The sequence below is a fragment of the Desulfocapsa sulfexigens DSM 10523 genome, assembly GCF_000341395.1.
Taxonomy (GTDB): Bacteria; Desulfobacterota; Desulfobulbia; order Desulfobulbales; family Desulfocapsaceae; genus Desulfocapsa; species Desulfocapsa sulfexigens.
The window spans coordinates 948,971-967,335 of record NC_020304.1 but is presented as its reverse complement, the minus strand read 5'-3'; the positions used below and the strand labels follow the sequence as shown (position 1 = coordinate 967,335).

Sequence of the window (18,365 nt, the reverse complement as noted above, 5' to 3'; positions counted from 1 at the left end):
ATCGTTAGTTCTTAATTGATTATAAAAAGAGAAGCAGGACCACAATGGCCACAATAATGTAGCCGATATACAGCTGGATGTTGCCATGCTGAATCCATTTCATCCTGGTCACAAAATTCAACAGGGGCGTGGTGAGGAAGCGCTGGTAATTGCTTTCGGCAATATCTGCCACCCTGATGCTCCAGGTGGTCTGGCCGGGGAAGATTTCTCTGATGCCACTGTACAGAGTTGTAATGGGCACAAAGGGTTTGAAGAAACTTACCATTTCATCTGCATAGGACGCTCCTGTATACTGCATGCGGACGGTGGGCTGGGTGAATCCGCAGCCCCAGGTGCCACCGCTGCCGATTTCTTTTCGGGCATACAGCACCTTACGCAGGATGCTGACCAGAATGAAAATACCAATAAAAAGGGCTGCAGTTTGTGAAATGTTGCGGATAATAACGATAAAAGAGGCAGTGCTGAATCCTGCTGCCGTCTGAATATTTGCTATCCCCAGAAATGCCAGGTTGACGAATGGTTCCGGCAGGACACCAACAGCCAGACAGGCAAGGGCCATGACACCCATGACTAATCGCATGGACATTCCACACTCTTTGGCGTTTGCCGCATTTTCGGTTCTGGGTTCTCCAAGGAATGCCAGGCCCACTACCTTGGTAAAACAGGCAGCAGCTAATCCACCGATAACAGCAAGAGAAACAATGGACAAAACGATCAATATGAAAGGCAGTTTTTGACTTGAGAGTCCTTGAAATGCACCGTAATAGATAAGAAATTCACCGATGAATCCACTGAAGGGCGGCAGGCCGGAGATGGCGACAGAGCCGACCAGAAAGGTTCGCCCGGTGAAGGGCATTCGTTTCATCAGGCCTCCAAGTTCCTCGATGTTCTTGGTTTTCGTTTTATGGAGTACTGCTCCTGCCCCCATAAAGAGTAATGATTTGAAGATTGAATGATTGAAGACATGCATCATGGCCCCGGCAAAACCGAAAAAGGCCATGGCCTGATTCTGTTCCGAGACACCCACCATTCCAATACCGAGTCCAATAAGGATGATACCAATATTTTCCACCGAGCTATAGGCAAGCATTGATTTGATGTCCTGCTTAGCGAGAGCATAGACTACGCCAAGGATTCCGGTGACCATCCCGGTAACCAGTACGATCTGGCCGATGAGGGGCGTCGGTGTGTCAAGGAGGAGGTAAATCCGGAAGATGCCGTAGATTCCCATCTTGATCATTACCCCGGACATAATGGCCGAGATATGACTGGGGGCTGCGGGATGGGCCTTAGGTAGCCAGATATGGAGGGGGAATATACCAGCTTTAGATCCAAAACCCAGGAAGGCAATAATGAAAACATAGAGCTTGACCTGATCCGGGATGGTGGCAAAACTGGTGAAATCAAAGCTTGCTGTATGGCTGTAAATGAGGGCAAATGCGGCAAAGAGAAGCATGGCACCGCCCTGGGCAAAAATAAAATAGAGATAACCTGCCTTGCGATTACTTTCAACCTCGTAGTCGTACATGACCAGAAAGAAGGAAGAGAGACTCATCAATTCCCAGGCCAGAAGGAAGGTAATCATGTTGGCGGACATAACCACCAGGGCCATGGAGGCGACCAGGACACTGAAGAAGAAATAGTTGACTCCTGCCCGGAACTTCTTGGCACTATTTTCAAGGTAATGAAAACTGTATATCAGTGCCAGGGGTGGAATGACAAAAATAGGTATCAAAAAGAAGAGCGATACACTGTCAATGCTGAAGGCCAGGTTGCAGACATGCAGCCAGTTGTAGGAAACAGTATACGCTGCACTGCTAAATAAATTCGGTAGTGTGAAAAAAAGTCCAATTCCGCAACCTGCTGAAGTTGTAGCAATTGCCACCAGCTTCATCAGGGTAAATTGCCGGTAAAGGAGTAGTCCTGCCACCCCTCCGGCAATAATCACGGCTATTGACACAAACAAAGTGTCCATTCATTTCCCTCCTGAAAAATTAATATCCATTGGCCCGGCGTTCAGTCCGGGCCAATTGCTTTATCTATTATGTGGTAATATTATTTGGGTGAGCGAATATCAAAGCGGGGTGTCCGCAACATCCTTCCAATTTGTTCCTTGAGGTCTGCCTGTTCGGGATTCTCACTTTCTTGAGCCATGACGAGTTCAAAGAGGCGATCCTGTTCGACAGGATGGGCATACTCTGCGGGCGTTCCATCTTTGAGTTGGATATAGGCGGCCCAGGGAACAAAATAGGTGGTGGCCGGGTATTCCTCATGCTCTGAAATGTCGATATTGAGTCCGGCTATATAGAGAAGGTTTTTACCTGCATATTCAGTCCCGCGGCGAATGGATTCCATGGTTCTGGCAAATTCGAGCTGTATGTTGACTTTGGCTGCGCGCAGTGGTGGCGCAGGAGAAGTGACAATGGTGGGCATAAATTCAATAAGGTTTTTTTCCAGGAGGATGGACTCATCCTGTTCGTGGAAATCCTCCCGAAAATAGAAAAGGTCGGAACTGAGGTGAGCTCCAATCTTCTCTCCGTCACCCTCTTTCCAAACATATCCTGTGGCATCAATCTTCTTGCGAAACTTTTCAGACACTTCATAGGTTTGACTGGTACTGATAGCAGCAATCGGCTCTATTTTGCCGTCACTATTTGGTTTTACGATGTTTTCCAGATTGAGAACCAAGCCGCTTGCCACCGGATGGATATCAAAATCAATAAATGAATTCTTTACGGTGATCAAATGGTTCCCTTTGTCGTCCCGGTGGAGAAAAATACGTTCTCTGGCAAAGTAATACTGTTCCAAATAGGGAGTGATTACATGTGTAATCTTACCACAGGAAACTGAGGTGCAGGTTCCCTCCATCTTTGGTCGGGTACAGGTTCCGTAACCGCCTGTTGCAGGGTCGTAGCCAACATGACTGGCCTGGACGATCACCGAATCTTCTCCGTGGTGAGCGTGGGGACCGTGACGGTCAATAGCGACAATGCCACCAACTCGGCCATGATTAAAGGGGAATGTGTTAAAGTGTTTGGTCAAGAGAATGATGGGCCATCCTTGGTTTTCATCGGAACAAAACGCCCGGGATGGCATGATCAGCCCTTTACGAAAGCCGAGGGTCATGCAGAGGTTATAGAGTTTGGGAACAAACTCCGGATAAGGGATTGCCAGGCCATCAACCTTGAATGGGGCCAGCTTGCGGATAATATGGGCCTGTAGGTAGGGGGTGTTCATGATGTGTAAGTCCTCTGTTTGTGGTGAGCTTAATGGGTTTCCGGGCTTTCAACTGTGATACCGAACCAGTAGGCTTCACTGCCAGAGGGGGCTGATGTTTTGATTTCCACATAGTTGTCCCGCCTGTTTATCATGAAATTCTTCCAGTTTAAGGCCTCATCTTTTGTTTTAAATGGGCCGGCCTCGGTGGATGTACCTAGACCTTTATATTGTGTTGATAATTTGTTTTTCGTTGCTTCCACATCCTGGGTAATGCCAATGAGAATTTTCATTTTCTATCCTCCAAATTTTGTTAGCCAATTGGACTCTTTGTATAGAGCACCACGGGGCAATTAAGTAATTGTGTTATTTCCTCGAATTTTTCCTGGCGGATTCCTTTTTTACTTGGAAGTCCTTTGCCCTTCAGGCAGAGCATCACACAAAGGATGTTCCTCCTGTTTTGAGCATATTCAACGGTTTCAGTGGTTAGGCCTCTGTGCTTTATAAGTTGGATATATCCCACTGCCTGGTCAGAATGGATCTTTTTTATACTTTTTTTGAAGCTTTGGGTTGCCCTGTCGCCAGACTCTTCATCTAACAGGTGAAGAATCTCCAGAGAGGCATCCATTCTCCTGCTCAGATTTATGCCATGGAGAATCAACTTTTCATGTAGCGATGAAGAGTTGACCACCAGAAGCACCTTTTTGTTACTCATGGCTTTTTGCTGCACTAATCTTCCCGGGAGTTTGCTTTCTTTACAAGGTATATTGGCCCGTTGTTAAGCATGTGCTTAAGCATATCCCGTGCCAGGAAGTGGCTTGAGGCTAAGTTATTGTAAAAAGGTCGTATTTTCTTGTGCTGAAAAAAGATGGTGCGTTGCATATTGCAACTGTCCCTGGTTGGGTGTTGCTTAGCCCCTAAATACGTAGCTGATGGCTTCAGTTTCAATATAGAACGTCTTGTTGCATTATGAAACGCATGGTTGTATGGTGGACTGTTTTTACGGTAGTCTGGTGATGAGGGTTTACTTCTAGGAGGGAGAATATGCGTCAACCCGGTGGTATCCGCAGTAAAATAACTTTCTGGTTTTATCTGTTGCTGGCTTTTATGATCGTCAGTTCGAGTATTACCTATTGGATTGTTCGTGTGGTGGAAGAGAAACATTTTACCATTGAAAAGGCGGATGTGTTTTTAGAAGATATCCTCGAAGTGCGGCTGATGGAGAAGAATTATTTATTGTATCGTGATAAGGAGTCCATGGAGCGGTGGCTGGAGTATCTTGATGCAGTGAGCCGTCAGTTGGTTACAAACAACGAGCTTTTTGTCAGACTCAGTTCTTTTGCAGAAATTACTGAGATTCAACACGCCCTTGATGTTTATAAGGCGACCTTTGTGCAATTCCAAGACCCTGGGGCCGATGGTGATTTAATAGCGGAAAAAATTCGTGAGCAGGGAAGTCGTCTTACTACCCTGACGGAAGAACTTATAGTTCGGGAACATCGAACCATCCATCGTCTTTTGGCTTTGATCAGAAATAGTCTGTTAGGTGGATTGCCAGTTTTCGTCCTGTTTTTTAGCGCTGTTGCTGCTTTACTGGGGAAGGGAATTGTATCGTCTCTGCAGCAACTGGAACGACATGCTGCAAAGATTGCCGCAGGAAATTTTGTGGAATTACCAAACGTCGGTTCAGACCAGGAAATTAATAACCTTGTCAATGCGTTTAACCGGATGAGCCGGGAGCTTAAAATTCGTCAACAGCAGCTGGTGCGATCTGAAAAACTTGCTTCTTTGGGTACCATGCTGGCTGGTGTGGCCCATGAATTCAACAATCCGCTTTCGAACATATCCAGTTCAGCACAGATTCTTGCCGAGGAGCTTGATGCTAAAGATGATATCTTTGCCCTTGAATTAGTTGCGCAGATAAGTGCGGAAGCCAATCGTGCCGCAGCTATTGTCCATACCTTGTTGTCCTTGGCCCGGGAAGAAAAATTCCAAAGGAATCATTACCTGCTCAAGCCGCTTTTACAGGAGATATTAGATCTGCTTCGAGGGCAATCTTTAAAAAACATAGAAATCCAACTGGCTGTGTCTGATGAGATTGAGATTTTTGCAGATAAACAAAAAATTCAGCAGGTGTTCATTAATCTTTTGAGAAATGGTATTGATGCCTTGGACGGTCAGGGGGTGATAATAATCAGAGCCTGGAAGAATCATGGAGATGTGAAAATCGCTATCAGCGATAATGGCCCGGGCATTCCCCAAAAAATGCAGGAAAAGATTTTTGATCCTTTTTTTACGACTAAGGATACAGGGCAGGGATCCGGTCTTGGTCTCTTTATAGTTCACGATATTATTGTTCAGCATGGTGGTCGAATTACTGTTGATAGTGCGGGCAAGGGAGCGGTGTTCACCATCATTCTTCCTGCCGGGGAGATTTCCTGATGTCGGAAGTTGATATTTTAGTTGTTGATGATGAGGAAGTGGCCTTAAAAAACCTCTGTCATGTTTTAAGGAAAGAGGGATACCAGGTGGTTGCAGCCAAGAGCGGGAAACAGGCATTGAGTTATTTGGAAAAAAATGAGTTTCCCCTGGTCCTGACAGATCTCAAAATGCCACAGGTTGATGGAATGCAGGTCTTAAAACGCGTTAAATCATTATACCCGCAAACCGAGGTCATCATGATTACCGGGTTTTCCACCGTCGACTCTGCAGTGGAATCCTTAAAAGCAGGAGCATATCATTACATCACCAAACCTTTTAAACTGGAAGAGGTTCGCAAGGTTGTTTTTGAGGCTGTTCAAAAATATCAGCTTATTCAGGAGGTTGAGGAGTTGCGAAAGGAATCTGCTTGCCAGGAATCCCAGTTGCAGATCGTGACTCACAACCATTTAATGAAGGGACTTCTTGAGGTAGCCAAACAGGTAGCCGGTACAGACACTAATATAGTTATCAGTGGCGAGTCAGGTACCGGAAAAGAGCTCCTGGCTAAATATATTCACAGATCCAGTCCTCGAAATGAACAGACAATGCTGTCAATAAACTGCGGAGCCTTCAGTGAGGAGTTGTTGACCAATGAGCTTTTTGGACATAGCCAGGGCGCCTTTACTGGCGCCGATCAGGACAAGAAGGGGTTGGTGGAGATGGCGGATGGCGGTACTCTTTTTTTAGATGAAATCACAGAAATGCCGCTGTCCATGCAGGTTAAATTCCTGAGAGTGTTACAGGAGCAGGAGGTAATGCGAGTTGGTGGGACGAAACCGGTGAAGGTGAATGTCCGTTTTGTTGCAGCGACCAACAGGGACCTTGAAAAAGAGGTAAGATCCGGTCATTTCAGACAGGATCTTTTTTACCGGATCAACGTTGTTTCTTTAAAAATCCCACCCCTTTCTGATCGCAAAGATGACATTCCACTTCTTGTGCGATTTTTTCTCGACAAATATAATTCTTCAATGAGAAAACAAATCACCGAGATAAGTCAGGATGTGCTTGATACCCTACAGCATTATGACTTTCCAGGAAATGTTCGAGAACTTGAAAATATAGTCGAACGAGGAGTTGCCCTTGCTACTGGCAATACTCTGGGTCTTGCTCAAATACCGGATGACCTTCGTAATTTGGATATCCAGACCTTCAGAAAAAGTGCTGGAAAGTACGCAAGTATGGAAGAGGTAGAAAAATCCTATATTGAATGGATACTTAAGGAAACAGGGTTCAACAAGACCGAAGCCGCTAAAGCTCTGGGGATTGACCGAGTTTCTTTATGGCGGAAGATTAAAAAATTAGGTTTGGAATAAGTTGGTTTTCAGCAATATGTAGTTCGGTCTTTTACGTTTGTCTGCAGGGCAGAACAGTCTTTTATGGTCTATTGACAGTGAAGGTGTTTTGGCGTATTTTCAGAGCCTGTCACCAGGTATGGTTACAAAGAGTAATCGGGGTTTTTAACCTGGGGGGTACTGAGAAAATATGGGTGATTTCTACTTGGATGCAGGTAAAGAGGCCAGGGTTGGATACACCTTTAATGGTAATTTTATCGAAGATGGAGGCTTGAAGATCAGTCTTCATCACTCGTTTCTTCCATTTACCAAATAGATTACGATACAGCTTCCTGATTCGTGCTGATTTCCCGTCGGTGTGAAGCAGGATGTATACTGCAACACCGTGCCTGATGCGAATGAAGGGCATTGTGCCTTTTTGTGCCCGATTTCACAGGAGAAGCAATAATGACCTTAGTACAGGCTGTAATCCTTGGCATCGTCCAGGGATTGACAGAATTTATCCCAGTTTCCAGCTCCGGGCACCTGGTACTTGTTCCCCACCTTCTGGGGTGGGAGTTTGATCATTCAAGAGCTTTTATATTTGACGTTCTGGTACAGTGGGGAACGCTTTTTGCGGTTTTTATTTATTATCGTAAGGATCTTATCAACATTGCTGTGGAATTTGTCAGCACTTTGTCCAAAGGAAAACCCTTTGCAACGGAAAATTCACGTATGGGATGGTATTTGATTCTGGCAACCATACCCGCAGTTGTTGTCGGCCTCCTTGCCAAGGATCTGGTTGAGTCTGCCTTTGCAAGTCCTAAAATGACAGGGCTTTTCCTTCTTCTCACGGCAGTTCTGTTAGTTGCAGCTGAAATAGCAGGAAAGCGGAATCGCAGCACCAGTGAAATTACCTGGTTTGATGCCTTCTGGATCGGCTGTTCTCAGGTACTGGCCCTGCTTCCCGGCGTATCCCGTTCGGGAGCAACCATTGCTGGTGGAATGACCCGGAATCTCGATCGTTCTGCTGCAGCCAGATTTTCCTTTTTGATGTCGGTGCCTGTTATGCTGGGTGCGGGAGTGCTTGCATTCAAAGACCTTTTTGCCCTACAGACAATGGATGATTTTCTTCTGCCCCTCTGTGTCGGTTTTTTTGCTGCCCTTGTTTCAGGTTATCTGGCTATTCGCTGGCTGATAGCGTATCTAAGCAAGCATTCCCTCTATGTTTTTGCCGTTTACTGTTCACTTGCGGGTTGCCTGATTCTCCTCCTTTAGCTGATGTGTGTGGAAGATGCTTTCTGTCTCTGGATTAAGCAAGGTTTTTGATCAGCAACCGGTCTTTTCCGGTTTTGATCTTACTGTGACCCGGAATCGGTTTGCTGTGCTGATAGGTCCCTCTGGCTGTGGTAAGAGTACCCTTTTTGATGTCCTCACCGGGGTTACTGCGCCCGATGAAGGGCGAATACTGTGGCAGGAAAGTGAGGTGGCTCATCTCGGAGATCTGGCAGCCTATATGCACCAGAAAGACTTGCTGCTACCATGGTTTTCCTTGTTGGAGAACAGCCTGTTGCCTTCGAGGACAGGAAGAGAGGACCTGAAACAGGCCAGGTCACGAGCCATGCAGTTATTTTCCAGACTTGGGCTTTCAGGCTACGAAAAGTACCTGCCGTATCAGGTGTCCGGAGGGATGCGGCAACGCTGTGCTCTAGTGAGAACCTTGATGTTTAATCGGGATCTGGTTTTGCTCGACGAACCGCTTTCGGCGCTCGATGCTATCACGAGAAAGCGCCTTCAGTCTCTTCTGCTTCTGCTTCAGAGCGAGTTTGACAGGACCCTTCTTATGATTACTCATGACGTGGATGAGGCCCTTTTGTTAGCCGATGATCTCTATCTCCTCAGTGCAAAGCCCATGAGGATAATCGAGAAAATAGTGCTCCATGGTGATAAACCTGGAAGACTTAATACTCCGCAACTACTGGCCATGAAGGATATGATTATGAAGAGGCTGGGGGAAGATATTGATCATGGCTCGTTCTAACTTTCTCGCTCTTGCAATACTGATCTTGCTCCTTGGTCTGTGGGAAGTGGCCTGCTGGATTTTTACCATTCCTGTGTTTATCCTGCCGCCCCCTTCGATTATTATGTCCACCGCTGTGTTAAGGGCTCCTCTGATTCTGCCCCATGCTATGACCACCGGACTGGAAATTATCTGTGGTATAGTTTTGGCCCTGGCGGTGGCTATCCCTCTTGCCATGGGAATGTTTGCCTTCCCCTGGCTGGAAAAGGCACTTTCTCCCTTTCTTGTGACTTCTCAGGCCATACCCGTCTTTGCTTTAGCTCCCTTACTGGTTGTTTGGTTGGGGTACGGAGTGGCAGGGAAGATCTTAATGGCGGCAATCATAATTTTTTTCCCTATCACTGTAAGTCTTCTTGAGGGGTTCAAGGGATGTGATCGTGAATTTCGGGTTCTCTTTCGCCTGATGGGGGCGGGGTTCTGGCAGACCATGCGTCTTCTCTACTGGCCCTGGGCTCTGCCCCATTTTTTTGCAGGTCTTCGGGTGGGGGTTACGGTGGCGACCATTGGAGCAGTAATAGGAGAGTGGGTGGGCGCTCAAAGTGGTCTTGGCTTTTTGATGATCCAGGCCAATGCCCGTTTGAAAGTAGATCTGGTCTTTGCTGTTATTCTGTGGCTGTCTCTTATGGGACTGCTGCTCTGGTACGGCGTTGGCTGGCTTGAAAAAAAGAGTATTTTCTGGAGAAATAACCAACAAATCTTAGAGTAGGATATTGAGTCATGAGAAAACAACTATCTGCAATCGTCGTCATTTGTGCATTCTTCTTTTTCGCAGGTTCAGCATCGGCCCAGAAGCTGACGCTGATGCTGGACTGGTTTCCCAATATTGATCATTTGCCAATCTATGTCGCTCAGGAGAAAGGGCTGTTTGCGGAGAGGGGACTGGAGGTGGAAATTATTTCACCCTCCGAGACGGCCGATGGCTTAAAGCTGGCTGCTTCAGGAAATGTGGATATGGCAGTCTCCTATGAGCCTCAAACCATTATTGCCGCGTCTGCGGGGCTTGACGTCAAAGTGGTGGGGAGACTCATTGAGCATCCGTTGACCACGCTCCTTTTTTTGAAAAGTGAAAAAATAAAAACCCCCAAGGATCTTGAAGGAAAGAAGATCGGTTATACAGTTCCCGGACTTATGGATGTTATGCTCAAGGCCTTTATGTCCATTAATGGAGTGGAAAATTATGAGGCGATCAATGTAGGATTTACCATCGTCCCTGCATTGGTTGCTGGAAATGTGGATGCAGTGATGGGACCTTTTAAAACTTATGAGACCGTGACCATGGCACACCAGAATCTTGAGGCAGATTACTTTGAGTTGGAGAAGTGGGGGATTCCTGATTATGAGGAGTTGATCTTTGTCTGCGGTGCAAAGACCCTTACTGAGAAGAAAGAGAGTATCAGAAGCTTTATACAGGCAGTGGAAACAGCAACTGCCTATCTGCGTAAGCACCCGGAGGAGGCATTGGAAACCTACCTTAAAGCCCTGCCGGAGGCTGATGCGAAAGTTGAAACCGATGCCTTTCATCTGACTCTCCCGTTTTATGCTGCTCCCGGTGGTTCGAATGCTGCTGCCTGGCAGCAATTTGCCGATTTCTCTCTGCAGCATGGTCTGATTGAAAAGCCTGTCGTTACAGAAGATCTGATTCATATCTGGTAGAAGAGAGCAGCCATGAAGAACTACTACAGGGCGTTGACCATTGCCGGATCCGACAGTGGTGGCGGCGCGGGAATACAGGCAGATTTGAAAACTTTTTCAGCCCTTGGCTGTTATGGGATGACGGTGATAACTGCATTAACCGCCCAGAACACGGTGAGGGTGTTGGGGATTCAGGCTGTTCCCCCGGAATTCATCGCTCTGCAGATGGATGCGGTTATGACTGATATTGGAGCAGATGCGGTAAAGATCGGGATGCTTCATTCTCCTGAGGTGATAGGGGTTGTGGCTGAGTCTCTGCAGCGTTATGATTGTAAAACGTTAGTGCTTGATCCTGTTATGGTTACCAGGAATGGTGATAAGCTTCTCCAGGACGATGCCGTCCAGGCTCTGAAAATGTTTCTTTTTCCGATGGCTACCGTTATCACTCCCAATCTTGCAGAGGCATCCATACTGCTTGGCAGAGATATAACGGAGCAGTCACAAATGGCCGATGCCTGCCGGGATCTGACTGATCTGGGGTGCGGCCGGGTATTCCTCAAAGGAGGTGCTCTTTCGGATTCTGTCAGCGTGGATTATTTTTATGACGGGTCGAGTGGAGAGTTGCTGAAACTTGAGAGTCCTCGGATTGATACCCGCAACAGCCACGGCACAGGTTGTACCATTTCCTCAGCTATTGCTGCTTGTCTGGCCAGGGGGATGGAGCTTGCAGCTGCAGTGCGTAAAGCCAAGATTTACATCGATGGGGCACTGCTGGGTGGCGCCGAGGTAAAGATAGGATCAGGTCATGGGCCAGTACATCATTTCCATGACTGGTGGAATATTTGAAAATGTAGTAGAGTAGTAAAAAACTTGGGGGTGCCGAAAATTTCGGCTGAGAGTAAACCCCTTGAACCTGATACTTGTAATCAAGTCGTAGGGAAAGTTGCTGCAAACAAAAGAACCATCCTGTTGTCATTCCTGCACACCTTTCCCTTTTCTTGTCAATAATAATCTGAAGTATAAGGCTTCTGTTTGTGGCCGTTTATTATTTCGCATCAAAAGAGGAATTTTATGGATAATACAGAAAAACTTCCGAACTCAGAAACCATTACCCGAACACCTTTCGCCAGTTCAAGAAAAATCTACGTCCCGGGAAAACTCCATGACATTAAGGTTGCCATGCGGGAGATCAGTGTTGAAGATGCTGCCATTAAGGGCCCCGGTGGCTGCGGTTCTGTGGTAACGGTGTATGACACCAGTGGCCCCTATTCCGATCCAGATGTCGAGCTTGACGTGCGCAAAGGGTTGCCCAGGCTGCGTGAAAAGTGGATCATGGACCGAGGGGACGTGGAGCAGCTTAATGATTTGTCTTCAATCTTTGGTAAGGAACGGCTTTATAATTCAGATCTGGATCACCTCCGTTTTCAGGATGTGAAAAAACCCCTGAGAGCCAGAGCTGGAAAGAATGTCACCCAGCTCCATTATGCCCGTCAGGGGATTATTACTCCAGAAATGGAGTATGTAGCCATTCGTGAGAATCAGCGTATTGATGAGCTGCGGGAGGAGATGTTTCAACATCCGGGGCAGAGTTTTGGTGCCAACACACCAATGACCCATATAACACCTGAATTCGTGCGTGATGAAATTGCATCGAGAAGGGCGGTGCTGCCTTGCAGTATCAATCATCCTGAGGCTGAGCCCATGATAATCGGGAGAAATTTTCTGGTGAAGATCAATGCCAATATCGGTAATTCCGCGATTACCTCATCTATTGAAGAGGAAGTGGAAAAGATGGTATGGGCCACCCGGTGGGGTGCTGATACGGTGATGGATCTTTCCACCGGTAAGAACATTCATGAAACCCGGGAGTGGATTCTGCGCAACTCACCCGTACCCATTGGCACTGTTCCAATTTATCAGGCTCTGGAGAAGGTTGATGGCAGGGCTGAAGAGCTCACCTGGGAGATCTTTAAGGATACCCTGATCGAACAGTGTGAACAGGGGGTAAGTTATTTCACCATTCATGCAGGACTGAGACTTCACCATGTTCCCATGACAGCGAAACGTACCACGGGTATAGTGAGTCGTGGCGGCAGTATTATGGCTAAATGGTGTCTGGCACACCACACAGAAAGTTTCCTCTATACCCATTTCGAAGAAACATGTGAGTTGCTGAAGCAATATGATGTCGGTTTTTCACTCGGTGATGGCCTTCGTCCTGGTTGTCTTCAGGATGCTAACGACGAGGCACAGTTTGGTGAACTGGACACATTGGGTCAATTGACTCAACTGGCGTGGAAACATGATGTCCAGACCTTTATTGAAGGCCCAGGCCACGTTCCCATGCATATGATTAAAGAGAATATGGAGAGGCAGCTGAAGGCCTGCGGGGAGGCGCCCTTTTATACACTTGGACCTCTGGTCACCGATATCGCGCCCGGTTACGATCATATAACCAGTGCAATCGGTGCTGCCATGATCGGTTGGTATGGAACGGCAATGCTCTGCTATGTGACGCCAAAAGAGCACCTTGGACTTCCTGATCGTGAAGATGTGCGTGAAGGTGTGGTTACCTTTAAACTGGCAGCCCATGCGGCGGATCTGGCAAAGGGCCATCCTGGAGCACAGTACCGTGATAATGCATTATCCCGGGCACGGTTTGAGTTTCGTTGGCAGGATCAGTTTAACCTTTCTCTTGATCCAGAAAAGGCGGTGGAGTTTCATGACAAAACCTTACCCCATTCCAACGCTAAGGTGGCTCATTTCTGCTCCATGTGTGGCCCTAAATTTTGTTCCATGAAGATTTCCCATGAAGTGCGGGACTACGCAAAGTCTTTGGAGGCGGATAAGCAGGATGCTGTTGCCACAGGAATGAAGGAGAAGGCAGATGAGTTTATCCAGTCTGGTTGCCAGCTGTACAAGCAGGGGGCATAGGGAGTGATGGCGGGCTTCTAATGCTAAAAAATGGGTGGAGCGAGATGTTAGCCCGTATTTCTCATCAGTCCAGGCGATGTCAGGTTTGAAGTTTTTATCAGTAAATCATAGTGAGCTATATTTACTGATAAAATACTGAAAAAGATGGCGTCGCCTGGGCTGACCTTTGGTGAACATTGTGTAAATATTTTGGCATCACTACAGTTCGTTCAACCAATCGTCCTTACAATGCTAACTCAAAATTTATGTAATGTTGATGAGAAATGCGGGTTAGCTGATTTTGCTTCCGAGCATCCAGAGGAGTTGCAGACTGATAAGGGCGTAGATTCCTGCAATAACATCGTCCATCATAATCCCGAAGCCGCCATGGATATTCTGGTCAAACCACGAGCATGGAAAGGGTTTGAGTATATCAAAAAAGCGAAAGAGAAGGAAACCGAGAATCCAAGCTACTGGATGATTCGGGGCGGCAATAAGGGTAATAAACATGCCGACAAATTCATCGATGACAATGGGGCCGGCGTCGGCCTGGTCAAGTATCTTTTCTGCTGATCCTGCGAGAATACAGCCAATTACAAAGATGACACCCACCGTAGCAAGATAGGTTGGAATGGACAGGTTACGCACAAAGAACCAGGGGACAAGGGCGGCGAGAGATCCCCAGGTGCCTGGAATTTTGGGGAGATTGCCACTGTAGAATCCCGTGGCCAGAAACATGATGATTTTATCCATTTGTTTTATCCGTTTACTTTCTTGTGGGGGGAACCCCGACTTATAATGATGGACAACTGAAGGAGTGTCAGCGTTCTTCAGTTCCGCAAATGCTACGATAGACCCGGGCAAGCGGGATCTGGTTTTTTTCCGCGACCTCCCTGCAGGCCTCATATTCCGGATAAATCACTGTCCCTTCAGGTGTGTGCACCTTCTTTGCCACAATCTCTCCCCATGGTGTTGAGACCATAATTTTCTCCCGGGGAAGAGTCATGCGTTCTTCTTTCCGAAAGCGAACACCGATGGCCGTTGTTTCTGAAAGAATGATCTGTTTCAGTTCAAGCCCACGAACAGGTTCGCAAATAACCCGTAACAGTTGGCCTGGCCTGCCTTTTTTCATGATCAGGGGGCTGAGTGATATATCGAGTGCACCCCGTGCGAAAAGTCGATCACAGAGGTAGGGGAACCCTTCACTGTTCCAATCATCAAGGTTTGTCTCAATGACCTCCACTACATCGCTCTCCTGCACCAAAATTGCTTCACCAACTATAAGTCGCAGGAGATTGGGTTGGTCCCCATTCAGTGTATGATTTCCGGCTCCGTAACCGATGGCCTTCACTGTCATGGCCGGAATTTTACCAAAAGAACTGGCTAATCCCGTGGCCAAAACGGCACCTGTTGGGGTAATCAGTTCTTTTTCCTGGTCAACGCCATAGACGGGTGTGTCGAGTAGCAATTCACAGACTGCTGGGGCCGGCAGGGGGAGGTTTCCGTGGGCACAACGAACAGAACCCTGTCCCATAGGGAGCGGAGAGCATACGATTTTTTCGATGCCAAGTTCCTCAAGTCCTATCAGACTACCGACGATATCGACAATGGTATCGACGGCACCTACTTCGTGGAAGTGGATCTGGTCAACAGCTACATTGTGGACTTTTGCTTCTGCTTCAGCAAGACGAGTGAATATTGCCGACGCTTTTTGAACCAGCATTTCTGAAAGATTTGAGTTCTCAAGAAGGTCAAGAATGTTTTTGAGATGCCTGAATTGCTGGGCCGAGGGGGAGTGGATTGTTACCTGCTTGCAGCTGATCCCGGAACGGAGCTGGTTTTCAATGGAGAGCTTAAAATCGATTCCTCTGATTCCTGCAAGTTTTTCCAGGAGTGCTTTTTCCTTAAGTCCGGCATGGAGGAGGGCTCCAAGAAGCATGTCACCACTGATTCCTGAAAAACAATCCAGATAGGCGAGGGTTGTGACAGAGGGGTGCATCAGTTATTGCTCTGACCTGAATGTCTGTCCGGTTTCGAGGAGGTGGCCGCAGAGGTAGGCCTCCACACTCATGCGTTTCTTGCCTTCCGGCTGGATTTCATGGATGAGCAGTGCTCCGTCACCCGTAGCAAGGAGGAGACCGTTACGATCTGCCTGAATAATACTTCCCGGTGTCTGGGTACAGGATCTGTCGGTCAGTTCGGGGGCAAAGAATCGGAAGCGCGTCCCGTCCAGAAAACTGTAAGCTGTGGGCCAGGGATCCATGCCACGAATAAGACAATGAATTTCCCAGGCCGATTTGTTCCAGTCGATGGCACCATATTCTTTTTTCAGGGGAGGAGCTTCAGTGGCAAGACTGTGCTCCTGCTCAATGGGAGGGAGTTTGTCCTGGCGTAAAAGATCGAGAGCTTTTAACAGGGTTGTACCACCAAGCTCTGACAGCTTTGTGAAGAGACCTCCAGCAGTTTCGTTTATGCTAACCGGGACAGAGGCGGGAAGCAGCATGGCTCCGGTGTCCATTCCCTCATCCATCTCCATGATGGTAACTCCTGCCTCCTTGTCACCTGCCAGGATCGCCCATTGGATGGGAGCAGCTCCCCGATGCCGTGGCAGCAGTGATCCATGGATGTTGATGCAGCCAAGGGGTGGTAAATTAAGAATGGAGGAGGGTAGGATTCGACCATAGGCTGCGACAATAATTAAATCCGGGTTAAAAGCGCGCAATTCATCGGCAAATGCCGCGGTTTTTATCTTTGTTGGCTGCAGCACAGGGATGGCAGCGGATTGGGCAAGTACCTTTACCGGAGGTGGAGTCAGCTTTTTGCCACGTCCCTTGGGGCGGTCAGGTTGGGTGATGACCGCTACTACCTGGTCAGGACCGTCAATCAACCCCTGCAGGGCAGGCACAGAAAAATCAGGAGTGCCCATAAAGATGATGCGGAAAGTTTTGTCTGTTTCTGGCATAAATGGGTTCTTTTATTTTTGGGCGGCAAGCATCTTCTTAACTTTCTTTTTATAGAGCGTTCGTTTCAGAGAACTGAGATGATCGATAAAGAGGATACCATTGAGATGATCGATTTCGTGCTGCAGGACTACGGCAAAGCGGTCTTCCACTGTCAGTTCCTGTTTGCCACCCCTAATGTCCTGATAACAGACAGTGATTTTTTTGCTTCGTTTAACAGAGGAGGTGAGGTCAATGACAGAAAGACATCCTTCCTCATCGATCTGTTCGCCTTCTCTTTCGGTGATTTCGGGATTGACCATCACCATGGACTCCTGAACATCAGGATCCCTGGCAGCATTGACAACGATGAGTTGAACGGACTCTCCGATCTGCGGGGCGGCCAGGCCAACGCCGGGTGCGTCGTACATCGTCTCAATCATGTCAGAAACGAGAGTTTGCAGGGACTCGTCAAAAACAGCAACCTTTTTTGCTTTTTGACGAAGAACCGGGTTGGGAAATGTAAGAATGGGAAGCAGGCTCATGGTATATTTGTAATTTATGGTTCGCTGATTAAAGTCAGTAATAACGGAAGATGACGAAAACATACCACAGGGACAGTCTTTCCGCATCAACGTTGTTTTTCCATAAGATATGCGCTAATGTCAAATCAGTCAATATCAACGCTTCAATCAACACTCTGTAAAAGTATAAAAGTCATGACTATAACGCTGATAACACTTATTGCCGCACTTCTCTTAAGTTATCTGACAGGAGCGATTCCCTTTGGCCTTCTTTTTGGCCGCATGGTAGGAAAAGATGTCCGCGATGAAGGAAGTGGAAATATCGGGGCTACCAACGTCAATCGGGTACTCGGAAAAAAACTTGGTATACTCACTCTGCTCTGCGATGTGGCCAAGGGCTTTTTTCCGGTTTTTGTTGCCTCTATCCTCCTGCCCATGGGTGATAACTGGGAGCTTTTTGTCGGATTGTGTGGACTTGCAGCGGTGCTTGGTCATATGTTTTCCATATATCTTGGATTTAAAGGCGGTAAAGGAGTGGCCACGGCCCTTGGGGTTTTCCTCTTCTTTTCACCCTGGGCCATTTGTATTGCCCTGATCATTTTTATTGCGGTGGTTGGTGTTTCTGGTTTTGTCTCAGCCGGGTCACTAGCGGCCGCCGGGATGATCCCGTTTCTGATTCTGATGCTTGGTGGAAGTTTTTCCACCTTTTTCTGTGCTGCGGTGATTGCCGTCCTGATCTGGATAAAACACAGTTCCAATATTGCTAGACTGCGAAGGGGTGAGGAAAAAAGCTGGAAGACAAAGGGGGCACAATGACCAGGTCAGACTGGGATGCTATCTTTGAGGCCAAGGAACTTCTAGGACTTGGAGATCGTGCGACTCTTGGAGAGATTAAGCGCAGCTATCGCAGCAAGTGTAAAGAAAATCACCCCGATATCGTGGGTAACGACAGGGCCAAGGGTGATTTGATGCGCCGACTGACCAGAGCTTACGACGTGCTGATGAATTATTATAATCAGTTCAGGATTCCTCTGGTTCCACTGGACGGTGAGGCGCTGGAACCGGAAGATTGGTGGATGGACAGGTTTGGGCAGGATCCTCTTTGGGGAAAAAAGTAAAATAAGTGTTTATCATTCTTCTTTCTTTGCACGTTGTCGCCGTTTGCACACCTGGGTAAACAGGTTGCAGTATTCCCGGATAAGTTGTCTGCGATCTGCCGGTGTGAGTCTGAAATAGATGGGACTGAGCATCAAAACCCGAATTGCTTCTTGGCTGGTCATCGCTACTCCCTCCTTTCCTGGCGGGTGAT

General features: G+C 47.5%; 20 protein-coding genes and 1 riboswitch. Of the genes, 11 read left to right on the top strand and 9 right to left on the bottom strand.

Annotated elements, in window-relative coordinates; all coding sequences use genetic code 11:
- Positions 1 to 19: 19 nt before the first annotated feature.
- The 4 genes from UWK_RS04235 to UWK_RS04220 form a co-directional block, all read right to left on the bottom strand.
- Entirely contained in the window at positions 20 to 1,975 is a 1,956-nt protein-coding gene (locus tag UWK_RS04235; protein WP_015403109.1) for a proton-conducting transporter transmembrane domain-containing protein, read from the bottom strand.
- Between the two features lie 80 nt (positions 1,976 to 2,055).
- Complete coding sequence (locus tag UWK_RS04230; RefSeq protein WP_015403108.1) at positions 2,056 to 3,237, bottom strand: hypothetical protein; 1,182 nt, start codon at positions 3,235 to 3,237, stop codon at positions 2,056 to 2,058.
- 29 nt (positions 3,238 to 3,266) lie between these two features.
- Complete coding sequence (locus tag UWK_RS04225; protein WP_015403107.1) at positions 3,267 to 3,509, bottom strand: hypothetical protein; 243 nt, start codon at positions 3,507 to 3,509, stop codon at positions 3,267 to 3,269.
- 20 nt (positions 3,510 to 3,529) lie between these two features.
- Complete coding sequence (locus UWK_RS04220; protein ID WP_041916307.1) at positions 3,530 to 3,931, bottom strand: universal stress protein; 402 nt, start codon at positions 3,929 to 3,931, stop codon at positions 3,530 to 3,532.
- Positions 3,932 to 4,260: 329 nt separating this feature from the next.
- Here UWK_RS04220 and UWK_RS04215 point away from each other — a divergent pair, with 329 nt between their 5' ends.
- The 9 genes from UWK_RS04215 (at position 4,261) to thiC (ending at position 13,614) form a co-directional block, all read left to right on the top strand.
- Positions 4,261 to 5,658, top strand: coding sequence for a sensor histidine kinase (locus tag UWK_RS04215; protein ID WP_015403105.1), 1,398 nt, complete (start codon positions 4,261 to 4,263; stop codon positions 5,656 to 5,658).
- Positions 5,658 to 7,010 (top strand): sigma-54-dependent transcriptional regulator, encoded by a 1,353-nt coding sequence (locus tag UWK_RS04210; protein ID WP_015403104.1) that lies wholly within the window; start codon positions 5,658 to 5,660, stop codon positions 7,008 to 7,010. The genes UWK_RS04215 and UWK_RS04210 overlap by 1 nt, the downstream gene beginning before the upstream one ends.
- A gap of 169 nt (positions 7,011 to 7,179) precedes the next feature.
- Complete coding sequence (locus UWK_RS19950) at positions 7,180 to 7,305, top strand: hypothetical protein (protein ID WP_015403103.1); 126 nt, start codon at positions 7,180 to 7,182, stop codon at positions 7,303 to 7,305.
- Between the two features lie 131 nt (positions 7,306 to 7,436).
- A complete protein-coding gene (gene uppP, locus UWK_RS04200; protein WP_015403102.1) occupies positions 7,437 to 8,246 on the top strand; it encodes an undecaprenyl-diphosphatase UppP in 810 nt (269 codons plus the stop codon).
- A 16-nt stretch (positions 8,247 to 8,262) separates the two neighbouring features.
- Positions 8,263 to 9,009: an ABC transporter ATP-binding protein gene (locus tag UWK_RS04195; protein WP_015403101.1), complete on the top strand. Its 747-nt coding sequence runs from the start codon at positions 8,263 to 8,265 to the stop codon at positions 9,007 to 9,009.
- Positions 8,996 to 9,754 carry an ABC transporter permease gene (locus UWK_RS04190; RefSeq protein ID WP_015403100.1) on the top strand — a complete coding sequence of 253 codons (759 nt, stop codon included), beginning with the start codon at positions 8,996 to 8,998 and terminating at the stop codon, positions 9,752 to 9,754. The genes UWK_RS04195 and UWK_RS04190 overlap by 14 nt, the downstream gene beginning before the upstream one ends.
- Positions 9,755 to 9,765: 11 nt before the next feature.
- Positions 9,766 to 10,701, top strand: a complete 936-nt coding sequence (locus UWK_RS04185; protein ID WP_015403099.1) for an ABC transporter substrate-binding protein — start codon at positions 9,766 to 9,768, stop codon at positions 10,699 to 10,701.
- 12 nt (positions 10,702 to 10,713) lie between these two features.
- Positions 10,714 to 11,526 (top strand): bifunctional hydroxymethylpyrimidine kinase/phosphomethylpyrimidine kinase, encoded by an 813-nt coding sequence (thiD, locus tag UWK_RS04180; protein WP_015403098.1) that lies wholly within the window; start codon positions 10,714 to 10,716, stop codon positions 11,524 to 11,526.
- A 16-nt stretch (positions 11,527 to 11,542) separates the two neighbouring features.
- Positions 11,543 to 11,637: riboswitch (TPP riboswitch) on the top strand.
- 114 nt (positions 11,638 to 11,751) lie between these two features.
- Positions 11,752 to 13,614, top strand: a complete 1,863-nt coding sequence (gene thiC / locus UWK_RS04175; RefSeq protein ID WP_015403097.1) for a phosphomethylpyrimidine synthase ThiC — start codon at positions 11,752 to 11,754, stop codon at positions 13,612 to 13,614.
- A 270-nt stretch (positions 13,615 to 13,884) separates the two neighbouring features.
- Here thiC and UWK_RS04170 read toward each other — a convergent pair whose 3' ends face one another.
- From UWK_RS04170 to def, 4 genes are all read right to left on the bottom strand, one after another.
- On the bottom strand, positions 13,885 to 14,346 hold the full coding sequence (locus tag UWK_RS04170) for a phosphatidylglycerophosphatase A family protein (RefSeq protein ID WP_015403096.1): 462 nt from the start codon (positions 14,344 to 14,346) through the stop codon (positions 13,885 to 13,887).
- 67 nt (positions 14,347 to 14,413) lie between these two features.
- Entirely contained in the window at positions 14,414 to 15,592 is a 1,179-nt protein-coding gene (gene larC, locus UWK_RS04165; protein WP_015403095.1) for a nickel pincer cofactor biosynthesis protein LarC, read from the bottom strand.
- A 3-nt stretch (positions 15,593 to 15,595) separates the two neighbouring features.
- A complete protein-coding gene (fmt, locus tag UWK_RS04160; RefSeq protein ID WP_015403094.1) occupies positions 15,596 to 16,555 on the bottom strand; it encodes a methionyl-tRNA formyltransferase in 960 nt (319 codons plus the stop codon).
- A gap of 12 nt (positions 16,556 to 16,567) precedes the next feature.
- Entirely contained in the window at positions 16,568 to 17,164 is a 597-nt protein-coding gene (gene def, locus UWK_RS04155) for a peptide deformylase (protein ID WP_015403093.1), read from the bottom strand.
- An 87-nt stretch (positions 17,165 to 17,251) separates the two neighbouring features.
- Between def and plsY the strand changes: the two genes are divergently transcribed.
- Positions 17,252 to 17,872 carry a glycerol-3-phosphate 1-O-acyltransferase PlsY gene (plsY, locus tag UWK_RS04150; RefSeq protein WP_015403092.1) on the top strand — a complete coding sequence of 207 codons (621 nt, stop codon included), beginning with the start codon at positions 17,252 to 17,254 and terminating at the stop codon, positions 17,870 to 17,872.
- Positions 17,869 to 18,174 (top strand): J domain-containing protein, encoded by a 306-nt coding sequence (locus tag UWK_RS04145; protein ID WP_015403091.1) that lies wholly within the window; start codon positions 17,869 to 17,871, stop codon positions 18,172 to 18,174. Before plsY ends, UWK_RS04145 begins: the two co-directional genes overlap by 4 nt.
- A 12-nt stretch (positions 18,175 to 18,186) precedes the next feature.
- On the opposite strand, the gene UWK_RS19565 is transcribed toward UWK_RS04145, so the two are convergent.
- Entirely contained in the window at positions 18,187 to 18,336 is a 150-nt protein-coding gene (locus UWK_RS19565; protein WP_015403090.1) for a hypothetical protein, read from the bottom strand.
- Positions 18,337 to 18,365: the final 29 nt, after the last annotated feature.

What these genes read in the sequence shown, in the direction of transcription:
- UWK_RS04235 (WP_015403109.1), bottom strand. Translation starts at nt 1,975, where the DNA reads ATGGACACTTTGTTTGTGTCAATAGCCGTGATTATTGCCGGAGGGGTG.
- UWK_RS04230 (WP_015403108.1), bottom strand. Translation starts at nt 3,237, where the DNA reads ATGAACACCCCCTACCTACAGGCCCATATTATCCGCAAGCTGGCCCCA.
- UWK_RS04225 (WP_015403107.1), bottom strand. Translation starts at nt 3,509, where the DNA reads ATGAAAATTCTCATTGGCATTACCCAGGATGTGGAAGCAACGAAAAAC.
- UWK_RS04220 (WP_041916307.1), bottom strand. Translation starts at nt 3,931, where the DNA reads ATGAGTAACAAAAAGGTGCTTCTGGTGGTCAACTCTTCATCGCTACAT.
- UWK_RS04215 (WP_015403105.1), top strand. Translation starts at nt 4,261, where the DNA reads ATGCGTCAACCCGGTGGTATCCGCAGTAAAATAACTTTCTGGTTTTAT.
- UWK_RS04210 (WP_015403104.1), top strand. Translation starts at nt 5,658, where the DNA reads ATGTCGGAAGTTGATATTTTAGTTGTTGATGATGAGGAAGTGGCCTTA.
- UWK_RS19950 (WP_015403103.1), top strand. Translation starts at nt 7,180, where the DNA reads ATGGGTGATTTCTACTTGGATGCAGGTAAAGAGGCCAGGGTTGGATAC.
- uppP (WP_015403102.1), top strand. Translation starts at nt 7,437, where the DNA reads ATGACCTTAGTACAGGCTGTAATCCTTGGCATCGTCCAGGGATTGACA.
- UWK_RS04195 (WP_015403101.1), top strand. Translation starts at nt 8,263, where the DNA reads ATGCTTTCTGTCTCTGGATTAAGCAAGGTTTTTGATCAGCAACCGGTC.
- UWK_RS04190 (WP_015403100.1), top strand. Translation starts at nt 8,996, where the DNA reads ATGGCTCGTTCTAACTTTCTCGCTCTTGCAATACTGATCTTGCTCCTT.
- UWK_RS04185 (WP_015403099.1), top strand. Translation starts at nt 9,766, where the DNA reads ATGAGAAAACAACTATCTGCAATCGTCGTCATTTGTGCATTCTTCTTT.
- thiD (WP_015403098.1), top strand. Translation starts at nt 10,714, where the DNA reads ATGAAGAACTACTACAGGGCGTTGACCATTGCCGGATCCGACAGTGGT.
- thiC (WP_015403097.1), top strand. Translation starts at nt 11,752, where the DNA reads ATGGATAATACAGAAAAACTTCCGAACTCAGAAACCATTACCCGAACA.
- UWK_RS04170 (WP_015403096.1), bottom strand. Translation starts at nt 14,346, where the DNA reads ATGGATAAAATCATCATGTTTCTGGCCACGGGATTCTACAGTGGCAAT.
- larC (WP_015403095.1), bottom strand. Translation starts at nt 15,592, where the DNA reads ATGCACCCCTCTGTCACAACCCTCGCCTATCTGGATTGTTTTTCAGGA.
- fmt (WP_015403094.1), bottom strand. Translation starts at nt 16,555, where the DNA reads ATGCCAGAAACAGACAAAACTTTCCGCATCATCTTTATGGGCACTCCT.
- def (WP_015403093.1), bottom strand. Translation starts at nt 17,164, where the DNA reads ATGCGGAAAGACTGTCCCTGTGGTATGTTTTCGTCATCTTCCGTTATT.
- plsY (WP_015403092.1), top strand. Translation starts at nt 17,252, where the DNA reads ATGACTATAACGCTGATAACACTTATTGCCGCACTTCTCTTAAGTTAT.
- UWK_RS04145 (WP_015403091.1), top strand. Translation starts at nt 17,869, where the DNA reads ATGACCAGGTCAGACTGGGATGCTATCTTTGAGGCCAAGGAACTTCTA.
- UWK_RS19565 (WP_015403090.1), bottom strand. Translation starts at nt 18,336, where the DNA reads ATGACCAGCCAAGAAGCAATTCGGGTTTTGATGCTCAGTCCCATCTAT.